This window comes from Caballeronia sp. GAWG1-5s-s (genome assembly GCF_023631445.1).
Taxonomy (GTDB): Bacteria; Pseudomonadota; Gammaproteobacteria; order Burkholderiales; family Burkholderiaceae; genus Caballeronia.
Genome location: NZ_JALQDC010000034.1, coordinates 19,516 through 45,316 on the forward strand (window position 1 = coordinate 19,516; position 25,801 = coordinate 45,316).

Annotated in this window: 21 protein-coding genes; 11 read left to right on the forward strand and 10 right to left on the reverse strand. The window is 65.0% G+C overall.

Going from position 1 to position 25,801, the window contains the following annotated elements:
* The first annotated feature begins 4 nt into the window (after positions 1–4).
* From NCR34_RS25685 to tssC, 3 genes are read left to right on the forward strand one after another with little or no spacing between them, the layout of a single operon-like run.
* Positions 5–1,261 (forward strand): TIGR02270 family protein, encoded by a 1,257-nt coding sequence (locus NCR34_RS25685; protein ID WP_248323971.1) that lies wholly within the window; start codon positions 5–7, stop codon positions 1,259–1,261.
* Between the two features lie 59 nt (positions 1,262–1,320).
* Positions 1,321–1,833 carry a type VI secretion system contractile sheath small subunit gene (tssB, locus tag NCR34_RS25690; protein WP_248323972.1) on the forward strand — a complete coding sequence of 171 codons (513 nt, stop codon included), beginning with the start codon at positions 1,321–1,323 and terminating at the stop codon, positions 1,831–1,833.
* A 55-nt stretch (positions 1,834–1,888) separates the two neighbouring features.
* Positions 1,889–3,394 carry a type VI secretion system contractile sheath large subunit gene (tssC, locus tag NCR34_RS25695; RefSeq protein WP_250501244.1) on the forward strand — a complete coding sequence of 502 codons (1,506 nt, stop codon included), beginning with the start codon at positions 1,889–1,891 and terminating at the stop codon, positions 3,392–3,394.
* Between the two features lie 47 nt (positions 3,395–3,441).
* Here the strand turns inward: tssC and NCR34_RS25700 are convergent, their stop codons facing one another.
* The 7 genes from NCR34_RS25700 to NCR34_RS25730 form a co-directional block, all read right to left on the reverse strand.
* Positions 3,442–4,227 (reverse strand): PP2C family protein-serine/threonine phosphatase, encoded by a 786-nt coding sequence (locus NCR34_RS25700; RefSeq protein ID WP_248323974.1) that lies wholly within the window; start codon positions 4,225–4,227, stop codon positions 3,442–3,444.
* 19 nt (positions 4,228–4,246) lie between these two features.
* Positions 4,247–5,689, reverse strand: a complete 1,443-nt coding sequence (tagH, locus tag NCR34_RS25705; protein WP_250501245.1) for a type VI secretion system-associated FHA domain protein TagH — start codon at positions 5,687–5,689, stop codon at positions 4,247–4,249.
* Positions 5,690–5,718: 29 nt separating this feature from the next.
* The gene (gene tssH, locus NCR34_RS25710; protein ID WP_248323976.1) at positions 5,719–8,367 is read right to left on the reverse strand and encodes a type VI secretion system ATPase TssH; all 2,649 of its coding nucleotides are present in this window, start codon (positions 8,365–8,367) and stop codon (positions 5,719–5,721) included.
* A 111-nt stretch (positions 8,368–8,478) separates the two neighbouring features.
* A complete protein-coding gene (gene tssG / locus NCR34_RS25715) occupies positions 8,479–9,594 on the reverse strand; it encodes a type VI secretion system baseplate subunit TssG (RefSeq protein ID WP_248323977.1) in 1,116 nt (371 codons plus the stop codon).
* Positions 9,570–11,453, reverse strand: coding sequence for a type VI secretion system baseplate subunit TssF (gene tssF / locus NCR34_RS25720; protein ID WP_250501246.1), 1,884 nt, complete (start codon positions 11,451–11,453; stop codon positions 9,570–9,572). Before tssF ends, tssG begins: the two co-directional genes overlap by 25 nt.
* Before the next feature lie 17 nt (positions 11,454–11,470).
* On the reverse strand, positions 11,471–11,977 hold the full coding sequence (tssE, locus tag NCR34_RS25725) for a type VI secretion system baseplate subunit TssE (protein ID WP_248323979.1): 507 nt from the start codon (positions 11,975–11,977) through the stop codon (positions 11,471–11,473).
* A gap of 15 nt (positions 11,978–11,992) precedes the next feature.
* Positions 11,993–12,592 (reverse strand): type VI secretion system tube protein Hcp, encoded by a 600-nt coding sequence (locus tag NCR34_RS25730; protein WP_248323980.1) that lies wholly within the window; start codon positions 12,590–12,592, stop codon positions 11,993–11,995.
* A gap of 157 nt (positions 12,593–12,749) precedes the next feature.
* On the opposite strand from NCR34_RS25730, the gene NCR34_RS25735 reads away from it, so the two are divergent.
* Genes NCR34_RS25735 through NCR34_RS25755 form a run of 5 tightly spaced genes read left to right on the forward strand, consistent with a single transcriptional unit; the run spans position 12,750 to position 18,671 of the window.
* Positions 12,750–13,232 (forward strand): Hcp family type VI secretion system effector, encoded by a 483-nt coding sequence (locus NCR34_RS25735; RefSeq protein ID WP_248323981.1) that lies wholly within the window; start codon positions 12,750–12,752, stop codon positions 13,230–13,232.
* Between the two features lie 19 nt (positions 13,233–13,251).
* Positions 13,252–15,606: a type VI secretion system Vgr family protein gene (locus NCR34_RS25740; protein WP_248323982.1), complete on the forward strand. Its 2,355-nt coding sequence runs from the start codon at positions 13,252–13,254 to the stop codon at positions 15,604–15,606.
* Between the two features lie 25 nt (positions 15,607–15,631).
* Positions 15,632–16,660: a hypothetical protein gene (locus NCR34_RS25745; protein WP_248323983.1), complete on the forward strand. Its 1,029-nt coding sequence runs from the start codon at positions 15,632–15,634 to the stop codon at positions 16,658–16,660.
* Positions 16,657–17,691: a PAAR-like domain-containing protein gene (locus tag NCR34_RS25750; RefSeq protein WP_248323984.1), complete on the forward strand. Its 1,035-nt coding sequence runs from the start codon at positions 16,657–16,659 to the stop codon at positions 17,689–17,691. Before NCR34_RS25745 ends, NCR34_RS25750 begins: the two co-directional genes overlap by 4 nt.
* A 23-nt stretch (positions 17,692–17,714) precedes the next feature.
* Entirely contained in the window at positions 17,715–18,671 is a 957-nt protein-coding gene (locus tag NCR34_RS25755; protein ID WP_248323985.1) for a beta propeller repeat protein, read from the forward strand.
* A gap of 123 nt (positions 18,672–18,794) precedes the next feature.
* Here NCR34_RS25755 and NCR34_RS25760 read toward each other — a convergent pair whose 3' ends face one another.
* Positions 18,795–20,336 carry a SulP family inorganic anion transporter gene (locus NCR34_RS25760; RefSeq protein ID WP_248323986.1) on the reverse strand — a complete coding sequence of 514 codons (1,542 nt, stop codon included), beginning with the start codon at positions 20,334–20,336 and terminating at the stop codon, positions 18,795–18,797.
* A 52-nt stretch (positions 20,337–20,388) separates the two neighbouring features.
* Positions 20,389–21,048 (reverse strand): carbonic anhydrase, encoded by a 660-nt coding sequence (locus NCR34_RS25765; protein ID WP_248323987.1) that lies wholly within the window; start codon positions 21,046–21,048, stop codon positions 20,389–20,391.
* A 213-nt stretch (positions 21,049–21,261) separates the two neighbouring features.
* Here NCR34_RS25765 and NCR34_RS25770 point away from each other — a divergent pair, with 213 nt between their 5' ends.
* Complete coding sequence (locus NCR34_RS25770) at positions 21,262–22,779, forward strand: methyl-accepting chemotaxis protein (protein ID WP_248323988.1); 1,518 nt, start codon at positions 21,262–21,264, stop codon at positions 22,777–22,779.
* 17 nt (positions 22,780–22,796) lie between these two features.
* Here NCR34_RS25770 and NCR34_RS25775 read toward each other — a convergent pair whose 3' ends face one another.
* Positions 22,797–23,117: a hypothetical protein gene (locus tag NCR34_RS25775; protein WP_248323989.1), complete on the reverse strand. Its 321-nt coding sequence runs from the start codon at positions 23,115–23,117 to the stop codon at positions 22,797–22,799.
* 154 nt (positions 23,118–23,271) lie between these two features.
* Here NCR34_RS25775 and NCR34_RS25780 point away from each other — a divergent pair, with 154 nt between their 5' ends.
* Both NCR34_RS25780 and NCR34_RS25785 read left to right on the forward strand, forming a co-directional pair.
* Positions 23,272–24,213, forward strand: coding sequence for a cation diffusion facilitator family transporter (locus NCR34_RS25780; RefSeq protein ID WP_248323990.1), 942 nt, complete (start codon positions 23,272–23,274; stop codon positions 24,211–24,213).
* A gap of 485 nt (positions 24,214–24,698) precedes the next feature.
* A complete protein-coding gene (locus NCR34_RS25785) occupies positions 24,699–25,796 on the forward strand; it encodes a BMP family ABC transporter substrate-binding protein (protein ID WP_248323991.1) in 1,098 nt (365 codons plus the stop codon).
* Positions 25,797–25,801: the final 5 nt, after the last annotated feature.

The following is a 25,801-nucleotide window of genomic DNA, read 5'->3' on the forward strand; positions in this document are numbered from 1 at the left end:
ACCGTTGAAGTCCGCAGGCAGTCTCCTCCCCATCCTCACCCAACACCTCGAAGACGCCGCCTGCCTTCGCACCACGCGCTCGTACCTCGTCCGCGCGCCTCACGTGAAGCTCAAGCACCTTGCCCGTCTCGACGAGCGCATTGCCGCGCATCTCGACGGCATCGCGGTAGCGGGTCGCGTCGGCGCGCAGATGAGCATGCAGGCGCTCGACCGCACCGGCAAGGGCGAGCTCTTCACCGCTGCGGTCGGCTGCATCGAGGCGCACTCGGAGCCGGGCCTCATGCAACTGATCGCGCTCGGACAGGCGGTTCCCGCAGCGCGCCGGGGCCTGCATTCCGCTTTCGGCTGGGTTTCCGCGAACCGCCTTCAGGACACCGCCGCCATGTTGCTCGGCCACACGGATCCCGCCGCGCAACTCGCCGGTCTCGCAGCCTGCGCCCAGCATCGCGTCGACCCGAAGCGCTTCCTCGATACGGCCATCGATTCCCCCGACCCCGCCGTCCGCGCCCGCGCCCTGCAATGCGCCGGCGAAATCGGCCGCGTCGATCTGCTCGCATCTTGCCTCGCGCACATCGAAGACGAAGACGCCGCCTGTCGCTTTCATGCCGCGCAAGCCGCGCTGCTGTTAGGCGATCGAACCGCCTCGCTGAATGCGCTCGCGGAACTCGCCCTTAGCGATACCGATATCGATGCCGATGCCGCCGCGCTAACCGCAAGCGCGCTGCCGCCGGCCGAAGCCCGGGGCCTGCTCGAAGTCATCGCCGCGCGGCCGAAAAGCAGACGCCTGCTGATTCGCACGATCGCTCACGCGGGCGATCCGCGCTACATCCCCTGGCTCATCAGCCAGATGTCCGACGATACAACCGCCCGCATCGCCGGCGAGAGCTTCAGCTTTATCACGGGCGCCGATCTCGCGTGGCTCGATCTCGACCGCAAGCCGCCGGAGCACCCGCCCGCCGGCCCGACCGACGACCCGGACGATGACGACGTCGCCATGGACGAAGACGACGGCGCCCCGTGGCCCGATGCGGAAAAGATCGCGCGCTGGTGGCATGAGAACGGCACGCGGTTTCGCTCCGGCGAACGCTACCTGTGCGGCGCGCCGCCGTCGAAGCAGCATTGCATCGGCATACTGAAGGACGGCTATCAGCGTCAGCGCATGGCCGCGGCGCGTCATCTGTGTCTGCTCGATCCGGGCGCGGCGCTCTTCAACTGCGCCGCGCCGTCATGGCGACAGCAACGCCATCTCGCGATGCTTTGAATCTGCGCGCGCTGGATCGTCTTCATAACGTGATCTCATGCTCACGCGAAGGAGGCGTCATGGCAACCAGCAGTCAGAAGTTCATCGGCCGCAATCGCGCGCCGCGCGTGCAGATCGAATACGACGTCGAAACCTACGGCAGCGAAAAGAAAATCCAGCTTCCGTTCGTGATGGGCGTCATGGCCGATCTTTCCGGCAAGCCCGCCGAACCGCTGCCGCCCGCCGATCAACGCAAGTTCCAGGAGATCGACATCGACAACTTCGACAGCCGCATGAAGGCGATGCATCCGCGCGTCGCGTTTCAGGTGCCCAACAAGCTGACGGGCGAAGGCAACTTGAGCGTCGACATCACGTTCGACAACATGGGCGATTTCTCGCCCGCCGCCGTCGCGCGCAAGGTCGATGCCCTCGCCAGGCTGCTCGAGGCGCGCACGCAGCTCGCCAACCTCGTCATCTTCATGGACGGCAAGACGGGCGCCGAGGAACTGATCGCCCGCGTGCTCGACGATCCCACGCTGCTCAAGACGCTCGCCACCGCGTCAACCGAACAGCCCGCGCCCGCCGCTGAATAAACGCCGAACGAGCGACGCGCGAGCAAAAGCGAATGAGCCCTGAAAGGAAACGACCATGTCCGATATTCCTCAATCGTCCGAAGCGAAGCCCGAGATGCAGGGCGCGATCTTCGAAGGCAGCGATCTCGCGTCGCTGCTGAACAAGGAGTTCCGCCCGAAAAGCGACGAAGCCAAGACGGCGGTGCAGACGGCGGTGCAGACGCTCGCCCAGCAGGCGCTCTCGCAGACGAAGATCATCTCCGGCGACGCCATCCGCTCGATTCAGGCGATGATCGCCGAGATCGACGCGAAGCTCACCGAGCAGGTGAACGAGATCATGCATCACCCGGACTTCCAGAAGCTGGAGGGCTCGTGGCGCGGATTGCACTATCTCATCAACAACACCGAAACCGACGAGATGCTCAAGATTCGCGTGATGAACGTCTCGAAGAAGGAACTCGGCAAGACGCTCAAGCGCTTCAAGGGCGTCGCGTGGGACCAGAGTCCACTATTCAAGCAGATCTACGAGCACGAATATGGGCAGCTTGGCGGCGAGCCCTTCGGTTGTCTGATCGGTGATTACTATTTCAACCAGACGCCGCCCGATGTCGAGTTGCTCGGCGAGATGTCGAAGATCGCGGCGGCTGCGCATGCGCCGTTCATCGCCGCCGCCGACCCGAGCCTTCTGCAGATGGACTCGTGGCAGGAACTCGCCAATCCGCGCGATCTCACCAAGATCTTCGGCACGCCCGAATACGCGAGCTGGCGCTCGCTGCGTGAATCGGAGGATGCGCGCTATCTGGCTCTCGCGATGCCGCGCTTTCTCGCGCGCGTGCCGTACGGCGCGCGCACGGAACCGGTCGACGAGTTCGACTTCGAGGAAGACACCGGCTCGGCCGATCATTCCAAGTACACGTGGGCCAATTCCGCGTACGCGATGGCCGTGAACATCAACCGCTCGTTCAAGCTGTATAGCTGGTGCTCGCGCATTCGCGGCGTGGAGTCGGGCGGCGCGGTCGAAGGCTTGCCCGTGCACAGCTTCCCGACCGACGACGGCGGCGTCGACATGAAGTGCCCGACGGAGATCGCGAACCCCGACCGCCGCGAGGCCGAACTGGCGAAGAACGGCTTCATGCCGCTGATTCATCGCAAGAACTCGGATTTCGCGGCGTTCATCGGCGCGCAGTCGTTGCAAAAGCCCTTCGAATACGAAGACCCCGACGCCACGGCCAATGCCGCGCTCGCCGCGCGCCTGCCGTATCTGTTCGCGTGCAACCGCTTCGCGCATTATCTGAAGTGCATCGTGCGCGACAAGGTAGGCAGCTTCAAGGAACGCTCCGACATGGAGACGTGGCTCAACAAGTGGATCACGCAATATGTGGACGGTGATCCGGCCAATTCATCCGAGTACACGAAAGCGCAGAAGCCGCTCGCGGCCGCCGAGGTGAAGGTGCAGGAAGTGCCGGGCGCGCCGGGCTACTACACGTCGACGTTCTATCTGCGTCCGCATTATCAATTGGAAGGCCTGACCGTCTCGCTGCGGCTCGTGTCGAGATTGCCGTCGGCGAAACAGGCGGCGTGAGCGTGTAGGCGTTTGCGCGCGATTCGCTCGCGCGACGGATGCCCGCATCAGGGCGCGGGCATCCGCAACACCGTCGCCTGCGAGGCGTCCCCGATCCATACCGCGCTCGCCGTGAAGTTGTCCTGATTCGGCCGCGCCGCCTCCCGCAAGTGCGCCACCATCAGATCGAGCCATGCGGCGGGCGTCGGCGCGTGGCCGATCGCCTCGATCATCGCGCATTCGTCGAGATGCTCCCAGAAGCCGTCGGTGCAGAGCAGAAACGCATCGCCGTCGGCGATCGGGAACGGCTCCGTGGACGCCGCGATCGCCAGATCCTCCGCCGTGCCGAGCGCCGAGAAGAGGATGTTGCGGCGCGGATAGCTGCGCACGTCGCGTGCTTCGAGCAGGTTCGCGTCGATCATGCTTTGCACGAGGCTGTGATCCTGCGTCTGCACGACCGTCGCGCCGCGCCGGAAACAGTAAAGGCGCGTGTCGCCGCAATGCGCCCATGCCGCGAGCCCCGTCGCTTCGTCGATGCCGAGCACCACGGCCGTCGAACGCATCTGCGCGAGTTCGCGGTCGTGCTCCTGCGCATCGATGATGGCGTCGTTCGCGCGCAGAAGCACGCGCAGCAGGTTCGGCCCGGTCAGCGCGACACCCGCTTGCGCCACCCGCGACAACTCCGCGAGCACGGTATCGACCGCGATGCGCGATGCGATATCGCCGCCGCCATGCCCGCCCGCGCCGTCCGCCACCACGCTCGCGAAAAGCGAGGCCTGCCGCCATTCGCCGAGCGCATCCTCGTTGCGCGAGCGGCCGCCGACCTCACTCACGCTTGCGGTTTGCAGTTGCATGTCGTGTCTCCGGCGCGGCTCAGGTGCGACGGCTGCGCTTCAGTGCGTCGACCTGCGCTTCGTAGGCGGCGACGAACGCGCGGCCGAACAGCATGTGGAAGTCATCCGCCGCCTCGCTGGATAGCTGGCCGTAGATCTCATTGAAGAGGTCCCAGCAGCGCGCGCGGCGGTTTGCCGCGATGAGGCCGTCGAGCATGGAGCGCCCGGACAGCCGCGCCTCGATGCGGCGTGGCTCGAAGCGCTCGAACACGCCGTCGAGCGCCGCGCGCATGCCCGCGACCATGCCGACCTGATGCGCCCGCAGGTCGGCGTAGGCGTCGGCGAGGGCGGCGGCCGGCGGCATGAAGCCGCGCACCGGCGGGCTCAGCAGATGCGCGAGCGCCGCGTCCGCGTTCGGCGAGAACTTCAGCGGATTGTTGTCCGCCGCCGCGATGATGGTCGCGTCCGTGCGCATCTCGCGCTTGAACGCGGCGCGCGCGGCGAGCAGATCGAGCGTGCCTTGCGTGGCTTCGCGCAGCAGTTCGCCGAGAAGCTGCATCAGCGCGGGCGTGAGCGCGTCGAGCCGCACCCCGGGCGCGGCGAGTCCGCGCAGGAAGGCGTCGATCAGCGCGCGGTCGTCGTTCGCGGGCGCGGACGGCGCGGGCTTCGCTGCTGGCTTGGTCGCGGGCGAGGGCGAAGGCGTCGGCGCGGCGCGCGGCTTCGGCGGCGTGAAGGCGCTGTGCAGCTCCGATCCGGCGTCGGACAGCGTGGCGGGCGGCGCGGCGGACCGCGCGTTGCCGGTCAGGCTCGCGAACGGATCGGCGTCTTGCGCGGTGTTGGGCTGCGTGAGGGGATCGATAAGAGGATCAATGAGCGGATCAATGAGCGGACCCATCGGCTGATTTATCGAAGGTCCAATGCCCGGCGCGAGATCGAACAGCTCGTCGATGGAAGGCTTCGCGGCCGGATCGTCGAAGCCGAAGTCGAAGTCGTCGCGCGGCGCGGCAGCGGGCGCGGACGCCGGCGGCCGAGCGCCGAGAAGGTCGTCGAATTGCGCGTCGGAATCGGACGCCTGCGGCGCGGGTGCGTCGAAGAGGCCGGCGAACGGATCGTCGGGGGCCGAGATGAACGTGCGGTCCGGCGTCACGGTGTCGTCCTCGGCGGATGGTTCGCCAGATACTTCGGCTCGCAGCTGATACCCGCCGATCTGCACCTCGTCGCCGTTTCCGAGCGGCACTTCCTGGCCCGGATCGAGCGGCGCGCCGTTGACGAGCGCGGGATTGCTGCCGCGGTCGATCAGCCAGTACCTGCCGTCGCGCCAGACGATCTGCGCATGCAGGCGCGACACGGTGCGCTCGGCATCGTCCAGCACGAGCCGGTTCGTGACCGCGCGCCCGATGGTGCCGCCCTCGGCGTCGAAGTTCGCCGCGAGCGGCGCGCGCGGCGGCTCTCCGTTGTGACATGTCACCGTGAGTTTCAGCATCGGCTGCGGCTCCGCTCTCGCGCGTGCGTTCAGTCGAACGCGTAGATGAAGTCGTCCGCGCTCGCCGACAGACGAATACGCCCGAGCGCGCCGCCTTCGGTAAGCCGCGTCAGATACTCCGTGGAAATGCGCGGCAGCACGGTGTTGGTCAGCAGCGCATCGATCACGCGCCCGCCCGACTCCGCCTCCGTGCAGCGCGACACGATCAGCCGCACGGCGTCGTCGTCGTAATCGAACGGAATGCCGTGATTGTCCGCGACGCGCCTACGAATGCGCTCCAGCTGCAGGCGCACGATGTCGGCCATCATCGCGTCGGAGAGCGGGTAGTACGGCACCGTGACGAGCCGTCCGAGCAGCGCGGCGGGAAAGACGTCGAGCAACGGTCCGCGCAACGCGGCCGTGAGCGCTTCGGGCGAGGGCGCCGCCGCAGAGTCGCGGCACATCGACATGATGACATCCGAGCCGACGTTCGAAGTCAGCAGAATGATCGTGTTCTTGAAGTCGATGTAGCGTCCCTCGCCGTCCTCCATCCAGCCCTTGTCGAACACCTGAAAGAAGATCTCGTGCACGTCGGGATGCGCCTTCTCCACTTCGTCGAGCAGCACGACGCTGTACGGCCGGCGGCGCACCGCCTCCGTGAGGATGCCGCCCTCGCCGTAGCCCACATAGCCGGGCGGCGCGCCCTTGAGCGTGGAGACGGTATGCGCTTCCTGGAATTCGCTCATGTTGATGGTGATGACGTTCTGCTCGCCGCCATACAGCGTTTCCGCGAGCGCGAGTGCGGTCTCCGTCTTGCCGACGCCCGAGGTGCCCGCGAGCAGGAACACGCCGATCGGCTTGTCCGGATTGTCGAGGCGCGCGCGCGACGTTTGAATGCGCTTGGCGATCATGTCGAGCGCATGGCGCTGGCCGATCACGCGGCGCTCCAGCGAGTCGGCGAGCCCGAGCACGGCGGCCAGTTCGTTTCTCATCATCTTGCCGACGGGAATGCCGGTCCAGTCCGCGACCACGCCCGCGACCACGCCCGCATCGACGCTCGGCAGAATGAGCGGCGCGTCGCCTTGCAGTTCGGCGAGACGCGCGTTGAGCTGCGAAAGACGCGCGAGCCGATCGTTGCGTGTCGACAGCGGCGTATCGACGGCTTCGCCTTCTTCGCGCAACGACGCGCGCAGCGCGAGCAGTTCATCGACGATGCGCTTCTCTTCGTTCCAGCGCGCCTCCAGTCCGCCGAGCGCATCGCGTTCGCGGGCGAGCGCCGCCTCGACATCCGCCGCGCGCGTGCCGACATCCACGCCGACAGTCGCCTCGCGCGCGATGATCTGCGCCTCCACTTCGAGCGATTCGATGCGGCGGCGGCAATCGTCCACTTGCGGCGGCGTCGCGTGCTGGCTGACCGCGACGCGCGCGCACGCGGTGTCGAGCAGCGACACGGCCTTGTCGGGCAACTGGCGGGCCGGAATATAGCGATGCGACAGCCGCACGGCCGCCTCGATGGCTTCGTCGAGCAACTGCACGCGATGATGCCCTTCGAGCACGGCCGCCACGCCGCGCAGCATGCGCACGGCTTTGTGCTCGTCGGGTTCGAGCACCTGCACGACCTGAAAGCGCCGCGTGAGCGCCGGATCTTTCTCGATGTGCTTCTTGTACTCCGCCCACGTCGTCGCGCCGATGGTGCGCAAGTCGCCGCGCGCGAGCGCCGGTTTGAGCAGATTGGCCGCGTCGCCAGTGCCGGCCGCGCCGCCCGCACCGACGATCGTATGCACTTCGTCGATGAAGAGAATCACCGGCTTCGGACTCGCCTGTACGTCCTCGACGACCTGGCGCAGCCGCTGCTCGAACTCGCCCCTCATGCTCGCGCCCGCCTGCAAGAGACCGAGATCGAGCGACCAGAGCGCGACCTCGCGCAAGGGCGGCGGCACGTCGCCGCGCGCGAGGCGTTGCGCGAAGCCTTCCACTACGGCGGTCTTGCCCACGCCGGCCTCGCCCGTGAGAAGCGGATTGTTCTGCCGCCGTCGCATCAGGATATCGACGAGCTGGCGGATCTCCTCGTCGCGGCCGGTGACCGGATCGAGCTCGCCCTGACGCGCCTTCGCGGTGAGATCGGTGGCGTACTTGTGCAAGGCTTCCTGACGGCCCATGCTCGCGGGCGCGGTCTCGTCGCCGGCTGCGGGCGCCTGCGCATGCGGCTCGTCTTCCGCTTCCTCGACCGAATCCGCGACGATGCGCGCGAAGTTGTCCGACAGATCTTCCGGCTTGATGCGCTCGAACTGCCGGGAGATGCCGATGAGCACATTGCGCAGCCGCTGTGTCTTGAGCATGCCGACGAGCAGATGGCCGGTGCGCACTTTCGTCGCGCCGTAGAGCAGCGTGCCGTACACCCAGCCGCGCTCGATCGCGTCGGTGATGTGCTCGGAGAGATCGGAGATCGCGGTGGCGCCGCGCGGCAGGCGATCGAGCGACGCGGTGAGATCGCGCGCGAGCGTGGCCGCGTCCACGCCGTAATGCGCGACGATGCGTTCCATGTCCGACCGCGGCGTTTCCAGTATCTGCATGAGCCAGTGCGAAAGCTCGACATACGGGTTGCCGCGCATCTTGCAGTAGACCGTCGCGCTTTCCACGGTCTTGTAGCCGAGCCTGTCCAGCTTGCCGAACAGCGCCACACGACTGATTTCCGCCATCGTCCGACTCCCTATTCAACGGGCGCGCGCCGACCGCAGGCGCGTCTTCATGCTCATTCGATAAGACGGCGCTCGCGCGAGGTTTTTTCAAAGCGCTTGCTCGAAGGAAGCTCACGCGCAATGCGTGTCCGCGTCGAGCGCGAGGTCGGCGCGATTGGCGCCATGCGTGGCGAGACCCAGCCACGCCGAATAGCCGAGACGTCCGTAGCGGCCGGGTTGCGCGGTCGGCACTTCATCGGCGACGAGCACGAGTTGCGCATCCCACGCAAGCTCGCCGTTCAGATGCTGGCGCACCAGCGCGAGGAGGGTCGGCAGCGCGGCGCCGCCCGGCAGCAGCGCTTCGTATTGCGCGAGCGTGAGCGGCCCGATCACGAGCCGGAACGCATGCTGGCGGTCCCACACGCGCGCGCCGAGCAGCGCGCCGCGTCCGAGTTGCGCCGCGCTCGCGGCGCGCGCGGAGAATCGCGCCGACAGCGAACGCAGAGCGGTGCGCTCGTCGAGCGGCAGCGTCATCCAGTGGCCGCGAAACGGTTCGAGCCGCACCGGCACGCGCAAGAGCGCCGACGCAATGCTTTCGAGCACGTCCGCAGGGCGCGTCTGCATGTTCCAGAGGCCCGCGAAATGCAGCTTGGCGTGACCGGAGACGGCATCGCGCGCGCGGCTCGTCCGGTCGGCGAGACCCATCAGCGCGCCGGTATAGAACGCGAAACGGTCGTCGTCCGGCCGGTCGAGCGCGTTGACCGGCCGCCCCTGCGCCCACGCGCGATAGAACAGCAGCACGAAGCGATGCAGCAACGCATCGAGCAGGCGCGCGAAGCACGTGTCGCCATGATGCAGCGCGCGCTGCCGGGCGAAGTCGGTCAGATGCAGCGGCATCGGGCCGTTCGGACCGAGAAAGCCGAAGAAGCGTTGTTCGAGACGGGGCGCATGGCCGCCCGGTTCGCGCGTGAGCGCGGCGAGCGGCGCGGGCGCGAAGGCGAGCGAGACGTCCTGCGCGAGCCGCACGGCTTCGTCCGCCGGACGCGCGCCTGTGCCGAGACGCGGCAGGTCGGGCGTGAGCGCCTCGATGCGCCGCATCACCTGATAGAAGTCGAAGCGATGCGGCTCGGCGGCGACGGCGTCGAACAGTTCGATGAGCGCGTGCATCCGTTCGCCCGGCGCTTGCTCGATGCGCGCGGCCACCGGCGCTTGCCGCGCCGCGCCTAGAAGATCGCTCTCGTGCCGCATCGCGGTTCGAGGCGCAGGATTTCGCCGCGCGCGCTGGTGCGCAGCGTCGTCTGCACGAAAGAATTGATCGACACGTAGCGCGCGAAAAAGCGGTCCAGCACGCAGCCGAAGAGCCACGCGCTGCCGCCCTGAAACGCGAGGTCGTCGACGAGAACGTCGATCGCGAGGCCGCGTCCGAAAGCGATCGGGCCGGGCATCGGCAGGCGTCGCGCGACGGGTTTCGCATCGACGGAGGCGACGCCCGCGACTTGCGCCCGGCCGGCGTGGTCCGCGGGCGCGACGTGCAGCATCAGCAGCGCGCGCAACGCAGCGGCAGCCTCGCGCGGGCCGTTGCACAGCGACAGATAGTGCAGCGATAACTGGTCGATGAGCCGCCAGCTCTGCGCGGCGTCGAGGGTCGCGGGCGCGGGCCGCGACGGGCCGCTCACGCATCGCGCGGTGGCGACGGGCGCGGCGATGTCGAGCGAGAAGTCGCTGCCCGTCGCGTCTCGCGCCATCATCAGCGGCAAGTCGCGGTTGCTGCACAGCGTGGCGAACGACAACTGCCGCAGCGAGCCGCGATAGGGCGCGGCACGCGGATCGACGATCGACACGTAGGTTTCGCTGCCGATGTATTCGGTGCGCGCGCCGCTCTTGCGCCGGGCAGCGGGCACGAGGCGCGGCTCGCGCTCCGTGGTGAAGAACGCGGCGTCGCCGGGCCGGTCGGCAAGGAAGTCGGCGTAGAACGGATGAAACACCTGCTCGCTGTCGTCGTTCGCGCCGTAGCCCGCCACGCCCGTGACCGAATGGACCTCGAAATCGAGCGGACGCGTGCGATCGGGCACGACGTGAAAGCGCGCGGTGGCGTCGGTGACGAGCGCGCGGTCGGCCTGCTTCGGAAAGAGATTGATGGCGGGCACGCAGTCGAGCAGCACATGGTCTTTCGTGACGATGCGCTCGAGCGACGCATCGCCCGCCGCGAGCAGGAACGTCAGTTCGATCTCGCGCGCGGCGAATGCGGGCAGCACGCGCGCGAGTCCTTCGACACGCGCAAAGCGAAAGCGCTCGGGCAACGCGAAGTACTCACGCAGCACGCGATAGCCCTGAAACGCGTTGGGCGTGACCGGCAGCAGCGCCTCGTCGTCGCCGAAGCCTGCGGGCGAAACCGCATCGCCGGGCAAGGCGGCGAGCGCTCGGCTCGGGCGATCGGGCGTCGACACGACGATGGCGAGTGTGCCGCCCATCACGAGTTCGTAGAGCCGGTACGCCGTTTCGTCGCCTCCCGCGAAGAAGAGGCTTAGGGCGTCGAGCCGCAACGCGTCGAACGAAAGGCCCTCCGGCGTCGCGAGCCGGATGCGCAGCGCGCCGTTCACGCGATGCGCGAGCGCCCGGGTTTCCGGCAGCGTGGCGAGCGGCAGGTCCGGCGCCTGCGCGAGATAGCGCGCCTCGGTCATCTCGATGGGCCAGAGCGTGAGCGCCGCGCTCGTGCGGAACTCGCAGGGCGTCGTCTGCGCGGGCGCGCGCGTCGAGAAAAGCTCGGTATCGCGCGGGACCGTGAAGCCGTCCGCGAGATTCGGATTGGCGAGATCGGGCGCGAGACGCGCGATCAGCATGGCCGGCGTCGGACAGGCGGACTGCGGCAGCACGACGTGCGTGAGCTGCTGCGTGAAGCGCGGAAACTCTTCTTCGAGCTTCAGCTGAACCCGCGCGGCGAGAAACGCCGTGCCTTCGAGCAGCCGCTCGACATACGGATCGGCCACGTCGATGCCGCTCATGCCGAGACGCGCCGCGATCTTCGGGAACTGCTCGGCGAACTCCGCGCCCATCTCGCGAAGATGGCCGAGCTCGGTGTTGTAGTGACGCAAGAGGCGCGGGTCCATGTTGTCCGTATGCGATGTCAGCGCGGCAGTTCCATGACCGTGATGCCGCCTTCTTCCAGATCGATTTGCGTGCGCAGCGCGAATTCGAGCGGCACCGGCTGCGCCCACAGCAGGCCGCGGATCACGAGCGCGATCTGGTTGTGCATGTCGAGCACCGCGCGGTCGAGCACCGGCTCGATCTCGAGCGTCGACGGATCGATGCGCGGCTCGAAGCGCTCCACCGCCTGACGGATCGCCTGTTCCAGCAGCACCGTGTCGATGGTCGATGCGTAGCGACCCGAGAGGCACGGCAGGCCGTAATTGAGCACCGACGTGAAGGCGTGGGCGAAGCGTTCCTCGGAGATCGCATCGCCGAGGTTCGTCGTGTTGAAGAGCCACGACAGATCGCGCAGGACCGCCGCGCGCAGGCTGCGATGCGACATGAAGCGCTCGCCGGCAGCTTCGGCGCGCGAGGCGGGATTGTCGTCGATCAGGCGATCGAGCAGGGAAGGCTGCAGACGGTCGCTGGCGCTGGGCTCGTTCATCGCTTCCTTCGAAGGTCAGCCGCCGCGCCGCGCGGATACGTCGAGCGCGAAGGTCACTTCCGCGCCGCGGCTGCCGGTCGCGGATTGCGGCGCGCAGGTCATCGTGAATTGCTGCGCCGACAGCTCGAAGATCTCGCACGGCCGCGCGAGACGCGGGCTCGTGTAGATCTGATAGTTGCGGATATACGCCTGCTCCAGTTTCATGGACAGGAATTCGATCTGCACGCCGTGATCGCTGCCGGCCGACTTGTAGCAGCGAATGTGCGCGAGCGTGAGGAGTTCCGCCTGAGCGCATAGCTTCGCGAGCACGGGCGACGCCGAATCCACCGATTTGATGACGCCGAGCGCCGTCACGCGCATGTCGTTGGCGTTGAGCGCGGCGGCGAGCGGCGCGGCTTCGTAGCCTTGCGCCCAGCGCCAGCCGTGGATCTGCATCGGCGTGTCCCAGTCGCCGCGCTTCGCGGCTTCCCCTTTCACGGGCGCGTTGCTGCGCTTGGGCACCACTTGCAGGAACATGTCGCCGGAATCGGCGAGCGCGAGCGAATCGAACTGGCGCGCGGCGTCGATCGTGAGCATGCTTTCCGGGCGCATATCGCGCAAGTCCTGAGTGGGCATCGGGCTGATCCATTTAATGGCCTGTCGGATGTAAAACGGCGCGCGTCGCGCGATTTTGAAGTTCAAAAACTGGCAGCGTGGTTCGTTTAACCGGTGGATTGCATTGCGCGGGGCGCGCGCAACGATGCAACGGATGCCGATCACGACGGAGGATCACATGGCTACGACCGACTGCTATCTGAAGATCGACGGAATCGACGGCGAGTCGAAGCACAAAGGGGCGGAAGGACAGATCGAAGTGCAGAGCTTCAACTGGGGCGTGACCAACGCCAGCAATCCGATGACGGGAAGCGGCAGCGGCATCGGCAAGGCGTGTCCGGGCGTGTTCCAGTTCGTGCATCAATACGACAAGTCCGCGCCGACGCTAAAGAAGAGTTGCGCGAGCGGCAAGCACATCCCGACCGCGAAGCTCACCGTCAGCAAGGCGGGCGAAGGGCAAAAGGAATTTCTCACCGTGACGATGAAGCAGGTGACGGTGACGAAGGTTGCGCTGGTGTGCGAGCCGGGCGGCCATCCCGAGCAGACTGTCGATCTGAGCTACGCGGACATCGAGTTCGAATACAAGCCGCAGGACGACAAGGGCGCGCTCGGCGGCGCGGTGAAATTCGGCTGGGACGTGCGCAGCACCGAAGTTCGCTGACCGACGACACGGTGCGCCCATGCCCAACGATGCCGCCGCGCAAGCGCCGCTCGTCAACGTCGATACACCGCTCGGCGACGACTTGCGCATACTGGCCGTGCGCGCGCACGCGGAACTCGGGCGCATGCCGCGCGTCGAGTTGACGCTGGTATCTAAGCGCGCCGATATCGACTTCGGGCGCATTCTCGGCAAGCGCGCGAGCGTATCGCTCGCGGTGCCCGGCGCGAAGCCGCGCGTCTTTGGCGGCTATGTCGTCGGCTTCCGGCAGACGGGCATGCGCGGACGGCTGCACGTCTATGAAGCCGCGGTGCGGCCGTGGCTCTGGCTGCTCGCGCGGCGCAGCAACTGTCGCATCTTCCAGAACAAGACGGTCGAAGAGATCGTCAAAACCGTATTCGCCGATCCGCTCTATAAAGGTCTGGAAACCGGCGAGATCAAGTGGAAGGCCAATGCGCGCGCGCACCCGCCGCGCGAGTATTGCGTGCAGTACCGCGAGTCGGATTTCAACTTCGTGAGCCGCCTGCTGGAAGACGAAGGCATCTACTATTGGTTTCAGGACAGGGACGGCAAGGAATCGCTGATTCTGACCGATACGCTCGCCGCGCACGAAAGCGTCGCGGGCTGCGAGTCGCTGCCGTATGGCGCGGTCATGGCCGCCGGGGCGGGCATCGAATATGTCAGCGAATGGCGCACGAATCACGCGATCGAAACGCGCAACTGGCTCCTCACCGATTACGACTTCAAGCATCCATCGCGGCCGCTGCAAAAGCAGGCCGTGAAGCACATGCAAGGCTTCGACGCGTTCACCTCGCTCGAAAACTTCGATTATCCCGGCGGCTATGTCGACGGCGATCACGGCGAGAGCCGCGCGAAGGCGCGCGCGGCCGAGTGGCGCGTGGAAGGCAGCGTGCCCGACGATTTCGACATCAACTGGCATCAGGTCGACGCGCGCACCAACAGCCGCAGCGTGCGCGCGGGGGCGCTCATCAAGCTGACTCGGCATCCGCGCGCGGATCAGAACGCGCAGTATCTCGTCACGCGCACGCGCTATGAAATCGATATTGCGGACTACGAAGCATTCGATGGCGCGCAAGAAAACCGCTGCGAATGCTGGTTTTCCGCCATCGAAGCGAAGCAGGCCTTCGCGCCCGCGCGCAGCGCGCGCAAGCCGTTCGTGCAAGGGCCGCAGACGGCGGTCGTCGTCGGTCCGGGCGGCGACGAGATCTACACGGACCAATACGGCCGCGTCAAAGTGCAGTTCTTCTGGGACCGGCAAGGCAAGCGCGACGAAAACAGTTCGTGCTGGATGCGCGTGTCGCAGCCGTGGGCGGGCAAGGGCTGGGGCGCGATTGCGATACCGCGCGTGGGGCAGGAAGTAATCGTCGATTTTCTGGAAGGCGATCCCGACCGGCCGATCATCACGGGTCGCGTGTACAACGCCGAGCAGATGCCGCCTTACGACCTGCCGGCGAACATGACGCAGACCGGCATCAAGAGCCGCTCGACCAAGGGCGGCAGCGGCGCGAACTGCAACGAACTGCGCTTCGAGGACAAGAAGGGCGCCGAGCAGGTGTTGATTCATGCCGAGCGCAATCAGGACATCGAGGTCGAAAAGGACGAGACGCACTGGGTCGGACACGACCGGAAGAAGAATATCGACCACGACGAGACGACTGTCGTCAAGCATGACCGCACGGAAACGGTCGGCAACAACGAGACCATTTCGATCGGCGTCGATCGGAAAGAAACAGTCGGCAACAACGAGACCATTGCGATCGTCGCGAACCGCACGGAAACCGTCGGCGGGCACGAGAACATCACGATCGACAAGACGCGCACGATCCTCGTCAAGATGATGGAGACCGCGAGCGTGCTGTTGCAGCGCACGCATATGGTGGGCCTTAACGAGACGATCACGGTCGGGCTCGCGCAGGAAATCGCGATCGGCGCGTACCAGCTCGTGAAGATCGTCGCGTACCAGAAAGTGAGCGTGGGCGCGAATCAGAGCATCGATGTCACCGGCAATCAGGCGACCACGGTCGGCGGCGATCAGACGCTCGGCGTCACTGGCGCGCAAACCGTCACGGTCGGCAAGGACATGGGCGAGACCATCGACGGCGCGCAGTCGAGCACCGTCAAGAAGGCGCGCACGACATCGATCACGGAAGACGACACGTTGACGGTCGGAAAGAACCTCAAGGTGAGCGCGACGGATTCGATCTCTCTCGTTACCGGCGACGCGAGCATCACGATGAAGAAGGACGGCACGATCCAGATCAAGGGCAAGGACATCAGCGTGACGGGCAGCGGCAAGATCAACGTCAAGGCCGACAGCGACATCGTGATGAAAGGCTCGAAGATCTTGCAGAACTGAAGTCTGATTCCGATCGATCGACACCATGCACGCCCGGACCATTGCCATCGAACGCACCGGCCTCGTTACCAGCGTCGGACTCAGTGCGCCGGCCGCTTGCGCTGCCATTCGCGCAAAGATCAGCAACCCTTCTCGAACGTGCTTCATGGATTCAGGCGGCGCCTGGATCATGGCGCATCAGGTGCCGCTGGAAAAGCCGTGGCGTGGCCTGCCGAGGCTCGCGAAGCTGGCTGCGATGGCAGTCGCCGAATGCCTCGAATGCGTTCCGCGCGCGGACTGGGCAAGCATTCCGCTGTTACTCTGCGTGGCCGAGCGCGAGCGCCCCGGTCGGCTCGACGGCCTCGACGAGCAATTGCTTCACGACGTTGAAAGGGAACTCGGCGTGCGCTTCGCGGCCGAATCCGCCGTCATCGCGCAGGGCCGCGTGAGCGCGATGTTGGCGCTGACCGTTGCGCGCGAGCTCATTTACGAGGCGCAATGCCGCCATGTGCTGATTGCCGCGACCGACAGCCTGCTCACCTGGCCCACGCTCAGCGCATACGAGCATGAAGACAGGCTGCTCACGCCGCGTCATTCCGACGGCTTCATGCCGGGCGAGGCGGCCGGCGGGCTGCTCGTCGGCAAACCGGGTGACGATGATGCGCTGCTGTGCACGGGCATCGGCTTTGGCGTGGAGAAGGCTCACATCGACTCCGGCGAGCCACTGCGCGCGGACGGCCTGACTTGCGCGATCAGGAGCGCGCTCTCGGATGCCGGTTGCGAACTCCATGATCTCGATTACCGCATTACCGATCTCGCAGGAGAGCAGTACTATTTCAAGGAAGCGACGCTTGCGCTGTCACGCATCCTGCGCGCTCGCAAGGAGGTATTCGATATCTGGCACCCGGCCGAGTCTCTGGGCCGCACCGGCGCGGCAGACGGAATTGCCCTCTTCGCCGTCGCGGACGCGGCTTGCCGCAAGGGTTACACCGCAGGCCTCGACATCCTCGCTCACTGCGCGAACGACGCCGGCGCGCGCACCGCCGCCGTGCTGCGCTACGGAGTCGCGCGATGAGCAACGAGGTCTATGCCAACACAAGGGAAGTGTCGTGCAAGCAGGGCGCTGGCAAGTCGATCTGCGCATTTCCGGATGTGTGCTTCACGCCTCCGCAGACGCCCGCGACGCCGCCCGGCGTGCCGGTTCCGTACCCGAATACCGGGGTCGACGGTGACACCGCTGACGGATCGACAACCGTGGCCATTTCCGGCCAGGAGGTCATGCTCAAGAACAAGAGTTACTTCAAGAAGAGCACGGGCGACGAAGCCGGCAGCGCGCCGAAGAAAGGCGTCGTGACCAGCACCAATCAGGGCAAGGTCTATTTCAACGCATGGTCGATGGATGTCAAGGTGGAGGGCGAGAACGTCGTTCGTCATCTCGACCTGACGACCCACAACCACAATCCACCGCCCGGCCAAACGCCGCCGTGGCCGTTCGCCGATTCGATGGCCGTCGGATCGGGCGATCCCTGCGAGGACGAAAAAAAAGCCGAGCGCGGCGCTTGCGCCAAACATGGGACGGATCGCGACGCGCAGTGCGCCGACGACAAGTGCCAGAAGGCTCAGGTCTGCATGCTGGTGCGCTATGGCGGCAGCGGGTCGCCGAATTGTTGCGAGGGAGTGACCGGCGATCACCTGGTGGAGGCGTCGTCTTTTGCGACCGGGCGACAGGGCGGCGTCCCCATCGCGGGCTGCGAGAAATACAACCTTAATCGGGCGCCTGTGTGTTGTGCGAAAGGCGGCGCCTATTCGAAAGATCATGGCTTCATGAGCGCCCTGCGAGGCGACGCGGCGTCGCGGTGCCCCGACAACCAGACTCTCCACCTGTCCGACGGAAGCAAGCTCGAAGGGCAGCGGGCGACCACCTATGGCGAGGCCAAGGAGAACGGGGCGCGCTCGGTGCGCAGCGTGTTCACGCAGTGCGACGAGAAGTGCATTCGTGCTCAACTCGATGCTTACGACAACGAGTGCGGAATCAGCGACACGACCAAAATACGGGCCATTACTTACGGTGACCCGATGAAGTGGATACTACGGCTGATGTATTGATTGGAGAGTGAGGTGATCGCACCATGAACTTCCTCGAAAATTGCTCGATTCTCCGCGGTGCGGCCGTCTCAGACGAAGCGTGCCTGATCGTCGCGCTGAATGACCGGCTTGCCGAGGAGCGCACGCAGCATTCGATTCCCCTTTCGTGCAAGGGGCGCGCATGGTCGGCGATCGCGGATGAACCGATCCTGCCCTGGATTGCCGCGGACATTGCTCGAACGGACGATGCCTCCGGCGCACTGGTGATTGCGGGATGGGGCGGTCAGGTGCTCGTCATCGAGGGTCGCGCCTGTCGCCGGGAGGCCATGTCGAGACGCGACGCGCTCGCTGTTTCCGTTATCCGATCGCTCTGCTCGATCGGGAACGCGGTCTATGCGGCCGGAATGAGTCGTCAGGTGTACGAAAGAACCGACGCGGATGGCTGGCGCCAGCTCGATGACAACATGGTGAACGACTCCGGCGCGTTCGGCGTCGGCTTCAACGCCATAGACGGATTCGACCGGACGGAGATCTACGCCGCTGGTCTGGACGGCGAGATCTGGAGCTACGACGGCACGACGTGGCGCAAGATCGATGCACCGACGAATGTGCACTTGCATTGCATCTGCTGTGCGGCGGATGGCGTCGCGCATATCGGAGGGAGAGGCGGGATTCTCGTTTCCGGGCGGCACGACCATTGGGACGCCTCGCACATCGGCACGGATGCGACCATTTGGGACGTGCATTGGTTCAAAGGCGTCCTGTACCTGATTCTGGATGATGGCATCTGGAGCTATGTCGATGGAGCAGCCGAGCAGATCGAAGGCAAGCTTTGCCAGGGCGACTTCCTGAACTTCTCTTCCGCGGGGAACAGACTGTGGGCCTTCGGCCGAAAGAAGATCGCGTGTTTCGACGGTTCGACGTGGACCGGGCAGCGAACGGATATCGCACGGGATGGAGTGCAGAAGAGCGTGCTCGATGTGTTGGACACGCGCGCGTGAGAGCAGTCGCCCGCTTCGGCATCGACAGCGGTGCTTCGGCGCGCTCGCCTGTCGCCGACCGCCGGGCAGACGGTCGGCGAAGACTTCGACGGTTTTTCGATGACTATCGTCGACGCGCGATGCCTACTCTGGCCGGAGCCGCATGCGCAATCGCGGCGGTTCGGCGCGCGGCATCTGCCTGCATTCGACATGCATGCCTTTGGCGGGCGCATCGGCAATGAACTTGTCGATGATCTCGCGCACGTCCCCATCGACATGATCGGCGCGCGTGGCATCGATGATGACTGTCGCGCCATTCGGAATCGCGCGCAGATGGTGCTTCAGCGTCACCTTGCTCAGAAACGACACATCCTTGCGGAACGACAGAAGATAGTGATCGTCGTGCTGCGCCATCGTGATGGGCCGTCTGAGATTCGCGCGCAACGCGAGCAGCAGGCTGCATGCTATGCCGAGCAGGATGCCCATCAGCAAGTCGGTCAGTAACACGCCTGCAATCGTGACGATGAACGGCAGGAAGCGCTCCATGCCTTGTCGGGCTATGGCGGCAAACAACGAAGGCTTCGCCAGTTTGAGGCCCGTGAAGATCAGAATCGCTGCGAGACACGCGAGAGGAATCAGGTTGATGACGCTCGTGAGCGCAAACACGCTCACCAGCAGCAGCGCGCCATGAATGAACGATGCCCAGCGGCTTTGCGCGCCCGCATGCACGTTGGCCGAACTGCGCACGATGACCGATGTGATCGGCAACGCGCCTATCGCGCCCGCCATCATGTTGCCGATGCCCTGCGCCTTCAACTCGCGGTCGGGATGCGCGGCGCGCTTCTTCGGATCCAGTTGCTCAACGGCTTCGAGGCTGAGCAAGGTCTCCAGACTCGCGACGATGGCAAGCGTCACTGCGAGACGCCATACGTTCGGATTGACGAGCTCGGCGAAGTTGGGGAGTTCGAGCGCAGCGGCGAACGCGCCGAACGATTCGAGCGCGGGCAACGCAACGCGATGCTGCGCGGGCGGCGCAAAGCCGGGCGCGAACATATCCAGCAGCAAGGTCATGCCGATGCCCAGTGCCACCACTGCGAGCGGCGCCGGGACCGCGCGCACCATCGCAAAGCGGCGCCACGCGCGCGTTTCCCAGGCCGCGAGCATGGCAAGCGACACGATGGCGACGACACTCGCGGCAATCGATACAGGACCGAACGGCGTGTTCAGCATGCCGGCACCGCTTGCTGCCGGCGCGCCTTCATTGGCGAGACCTGCGGCCAGCGGGATCTGCTTGATGACGAGCAAGAGGCCGATGGCCGCCAGCATGCCCTTGATGACCGAGGACGGCACATAGGCCGCAAAGCGCCCCGCCTTCAGCAGGCCGAAGCCGAACTGGATCGCGCCCGACAGCAATACCGCAAGCAGGAATGCAGAAAAGCTGCCGAGGCCCGCGATGCCATCTACGACGATGACGATGAGTCCCGCTGCGGGCCCGCTCACGCTGAGTTGCGAACCGCTCAGCAACGCGACGACGAGCCCGCCGATGATCCCCGACAGGAGCCCCGCAAACGGCTCGACGCCCGACGCATTGGCGATGCCTAGACATAGCGGCATCGCGACCAGAAAAACGACTGTGCCCGCGAACAGATCGCGCGGGAAGTCGGCTAAACGATTGGCTGGTTTCATGTTCTCGAATGACTTTTAGGGCGAAGTTGTGGTCTGCGGCGTCGCGAAACGCTCAGCGGACGGCGAGTTCCGCTGTCCTGAGCGCTTCGGAAGCCGCGTGTTCTACGCGTCGCGTTGCATCATCGTCATAAGCGGATGCGAGCTCCTTGATGAGGCCGTCGTGCAGGCCGAAGATCCAGCCGTGCACGAGGGGCGGCGTCTCGCGCGTGCGAACGACAGGCTCGGCACGCAGCAGGCGCACTTGTTCGAGCACGTTGAGTTCGGCGAGCCGGTTCGTGCGCGCATCGAGATCGGAGAGAGCTTCGAGTTCATGCCGATGCGCATCGGCGAGGGCGCACAGCGGCGCGATGCGTCGGTTCACATGCGGCAGATCGCGCGAAAGCGGCAGCAAGGACGCGCGCACGCCGCCGCAGCCGTAGTGCCCGCAGACGATGATGTGATCGACCTTCAGCACTTTGACCGCGTATTCGATGACGCTCATGGTGTTGTCATCGGAAGGATTGAACACATTCGCGATGTTGCGATGGACGAACAGATCGCCGGGATTGCACTGCGTGACAGTCTCGGCGGGCACGCGGCTGTCCGCGCAGCCGATCCACAAAACCTTCGGACTTTGCCCTTGCGCGAGTTGGGGGAAGAATTGCGGATCGGTTTCGGCCGTTTCACGGGCCCAGGCAACGTTTGCTACCAACATCCGTTTCGGTCGGTTCATACATTTCCTCCGGAGTGCACGACATAAGATATTACGAAATGCTTTCAGGAGAAAAGTTTCGAAAGGTAAGAAAATAATTCGGGGCTTGCGGCATCTTTCGTTTCGAGGTCTGCGCCGTTCATTGGCTAAACACTCAAGTAATCGGTAATCTTGCCGTAAACGAGGGTTTTCCCTAAGTATCGAATAATGAAAAATATTCCGTTCCGCGTCCGCATGTGGATTCCCCTCGCGATCAGCCTCGTTTGCCTCACCGCACTTTCGATCTTCGATGCCTTCGAAATGCGCGCCATCCGATTCGAGGAACGTCGCGCCACGCTCGGCGCGGTCACGGATGCGGCTCTGAATACGATCAAAGACTACGCGGCGAAAGTGCAGGCGGGGCAGCTCACGGACGCCGAAGCGCGCAAGCAGGCAGCCGAGCGCGTGCGCGTGATGCGTTACAGCGGCGATGGCTATTTCGCCATCATCGATCCCGATGTCACGCTGGTGATGCACTCCACGAAGCCGGAGATGGAAGGCAAGAGTGCCAAAGACGTTCAGGACAAGGACGGCATTCACATGTGGTCCGATGCGGTAGCGCTCGCGCAGCGCGACGGGCAGGGCTTTCTTCGGTACAGCTGGCCGAAGCCGGGCGCGAGCAAGAGCGTGCCCAAGCTCAGCCGCGTTGTCGCCTATGCGCCGTGGCAATGGACGATCTTGACGGGCGTCTACCTCGATGACCTTCAGGCGGACTTCATGCGGTCGGTCTATCGCGCGCTTCTGGTCTTCGCTGGCATGGCTGCGCTGCTTGCATTGACGACAGTTCTGTTGAACCGTTCCCTGCGACGCACGCTCGGCGGCGAGCCCGAATATGCGGTTCGAATCGCAGACGGGATCGCGAGCAACGACTTATCGACGTCGGTCGTGACCGAAGCGGGTGATCGCACGAGCCTTCTCTATTCCATCAGCCGCATGCAGGACCAACTCAAGCAGACCGTCACGGCCATCAAGACGTCCGCGGATTCGATCGCCACTGCGTCCAAGCAAATCGCGGCCGGCAACCTCGATCTTTCCCAGCGTACGGAAGAACAGGCTGCATCGCTCCAGCAGACTGCAGCGAGCATGGAAGAATTGACGTCGACGGTGACTAACAATGCGACTTACGCGCACGAAGGGAATCGTCTCGCTTCCGCAGCGGCAGACGTCGCGCACCGTGGCGCAAGTGTGGTCTCCGATGTCGTGGCGACGATGGAAGCGATCAACGGCGACTCCAGGCAGATCGCGGAGATCGCCGGCATCATCGAGGGCATAGCGTTTCAGACGAACATCCTGGCGCTGAATGCTGCCGTCGAAGCCGCGCGCGCGGGCGAGCACGGCCGCGGCTTTGCCGTGGTGGCTTCGGAAGTGCGCTCCCTCGCGCAACGGTCGTCAGCGGCATCGAAAGAAGTGCGGGAACTGATCGACAGGTCCGTCGAACGCGTGCGCGCTGGAACGACGCACGTCGAGGACGCTGGCGCGACGATGACGGAGATGACAGAAGCCATCAAGCGAGTCACTGTGCTGATGAGCCAGATCGCCGCAGCATCTGAAGAGCAAAGCAAAGGCATCGGACAGGTCAACCAGGCGGTATCGCAGATGGACCAGGTGACGCAACAGAACGCGGCGCTCGTTGAAGAAGCCGCGGCTGCGACGAATGCGCTCGAAGCCCAAGCCGGCGAGTTGCGCGCGTCGACGGCGGTTTTCGTCGTCTGACGCATGACTGCCGCTCGCTATCGCACCGCGACTTCATATTCCGGCACGACGGTCACTGCGGTGAGCTCGGCGATCTGCCCTTCGACGCATGGCCGCGGATCGAACCGCGAGTCGAGATAGATCGGGGCGTCGGCGCGAAGCGGGAGTATCGTGAGCACGAGCGGTGCATGCGGATCAATGGCCACATGGCGCGCGCTCACGCGCCACGGCAAGCCGTTATAGAAGTGATCGTCGATGAGATGGTTAGCGGAGAACAGCCTGCTGATATCGCCCAGATAGTCATCGAAGATCGGATTCCAGATTCTCTCGAAACCAAGGGCGGCATCGCGCAATTCCATGACCGCGACATGACCAAGGAAATGGCCGACGACGGCAGATCAACGCGAGACGCCGATAACATCCGACTTCCAACGCCAGTCACCAAGCAGGCGCTACGAAACCCGGCACGACGGTTGCGCGTTCACTGGATCCAGTTCAGGACGAAAGACGGTCATGGGAACGCGATCCGGCCGCAAGGCGTCGGGCACGCCGCGCGCGGTCTATTACGCGCTGGCCTCGAACATCGTCGTCGCAGCGTGCAAGTACGGCGTCGCCCTTTTTACCAATTCCGGCGCCGCACTCGCGGAAGCTGTTCATTCGAGCGCGGACTCTCTCAATCAGATCGTCCTGCTGGTCGGCTATCGCTCCGCGCGCGCGAAGCCCGATGAGCAGCATCCGTTCGGCTTCGGGCGCGAGACCTATGTGTACAGCATGCTCGTCGCCATGCAGTTGTTCGTCCTGGGCGGCGTCGCATCGGCTGCGCTCGGGACGTATCGCGTGGTGCACGGCTCGTCGCTGGATCATCCGTGGCTCGCGATCGCGGTGATGTGCGTGTCCGGCGTCGTCGAGGGCATGGCGTTGCGCGCATCCATACGCAGCATCGAGCCTCGGCATCGCGCGCGCGGACTCTTGCACTGGTTCCGCGAAAGCGGGCGTCCTGCAGTGATGCTCGCGGTCAGCGAGGACCTCGCCGCGCTCGCCGGCGTCATCGTGTCGCTGATCGCCGTCGGCCTGTCGATGTTCACCGACGATCCCGTCTACGATTCGCTCGGCAGCATCGGTGTCGGCATCGTGTTGATGGCAACCGCGCTATTTTCGATGCGCGAAATCAAGTCGCTGCTGGTGGGCGAGTCGGCGCACCGGCAAACGCGCGAAGCGATGCGTCAGTGGCTCGAAGCGCGGCCGGAACTGCGGCGCATCGTGAGTCTCATCGTGCTGAAATGGTCGGACGATCTGGTCGTCGCCGTTCAGGCGGAACTGGGACCGCACGAGAGCGCGGATGAGCTCGTACGGACCATCGACCGCCTGGAGAATGAACTGCGGGCTCAATTCCCGGCCGCGCGCTGGATTTTCTTCGAGCCTGAATTGCGGGAGCACGGGCGAGATCCGCTTTAGCGTACGCAAGCGGGGACCTTCCACGACGCGTCCTTCTCCCGTGCCAATGATTGCAGTCGGCGCGACGGCCGCGACTCGCGCCAAAAAGTCAACTCCCGACAGTGCACCCGCAGAGGGATCGCACGCACCATCGCTGGCCGCAGCGTGACCCCGAATGGGTCGGCTGGCGTCGGCGTCATCCGCTTCATTGGATCAAGTCTCTGAAACCAAAGCAGAAATCTCGCTTGGCATGGACAGTGCATTGCGAGTTCCAACTTGTATTCAAGATTGAACTCATGGAAGCACCTGTGGCTGATATGCCCATCGCTGTCCGTTCGCTCGTCGAAGGCTTGGCCTGCCGCGCGCTACGCCGCGCGCGGCGATGTTCGCGCCGCTCGGCATCGGCACGATCACGACACGACCTCACTTCATTCGGCGGCTGGCGCGCGTACCGGCACAGCGTCGCATCCCCACACTGACCATCCATTCACACAGGAAGCCACACCATGACCAATCGCCGCCAGTTCATCAAAGGCGCGGGCGCGCTCGCGCTCGGCAGCGCCTTGCCGTTCGATCTCGCATTCGGCGCGAGCAACCTCACCGTCGGCGTGATCTACGTCGGCGCCAAGGGCGATTACGGGTACAACCAGGCGCAGGCGCAGGCCACGGCGGTCATCCGCAAAATGCCGGGCGTGAAGGTGGTCGAGGAAGAGAACGTGCCCGAGACCGTCGCCGTGCAAAAGACGATGGAAGCGATGATCGAGCAGGACGGCGCGACGCTGATCTTCGCGACCTCGTTCGGCTATTTCGACCCGCACGTGCTCAAGATGGCCGCGAAGTATCCGAAGGTCCGGTTCGCGCATTGCGGCGGTCTGTGGAAGCAGGGCGACCCGGCGAATATCGCGAGTTACTTCGGCTATATCGATGAGTGCCAGTACCTCAACGGCGTCGTGGCCGGTCACGCGAGCAAGAGCAAGAAGCTCGGCTTCGTCGCCGCCAAGCCGATTCCTCAAGTACTGCGAAACATCAACGCGTTCACGCTCGGCGCGCAATCGGTCGATCCGTCGATCACGACGCATGTCATCTTCACCGGCGACTGGTCGATGCCGGTCAAGGAGGCCGAAGCGGCCAACAGTCTCGTCGATCAGGGGTGCGACGTGCTCACCTGTCACGTCGATGGCCCGAAGGTCGTCATCGAAACAGCGGAGAAACGCGGCGCGATGAGCTGCGGTTATCACGCGAGCCAGGCCGCGCTTGCGCCGAAAGGTTATCTGACCGGAGCGGAGTGGGACTGGCAGACGCCGTTCAAGGAAATTGTTACTGATGCGCAGACCGGCAAGCCGCAACCGAACATCCTGCGTGGCGGCCTCAAGCAAGGCTTCGTGAAGATGTCGCCGTATGGCGCGAAGGTCACGCCGGACGCCAGAGCCAACGCCGATGCGATCAAGTCGAAGATGGCGGCGGGCGAATACGTCATCTTCAAAGGCCCGTTGAAGGACAACAAGGGCGGCAGCGCCATCGCGTCCGGCACCGCTTACGCGCAGACGGATATCAAGCTGGAGAGCATGAACTATCTCGTCTCGGGCGTCGTCGGGCAGATCTGACTGGA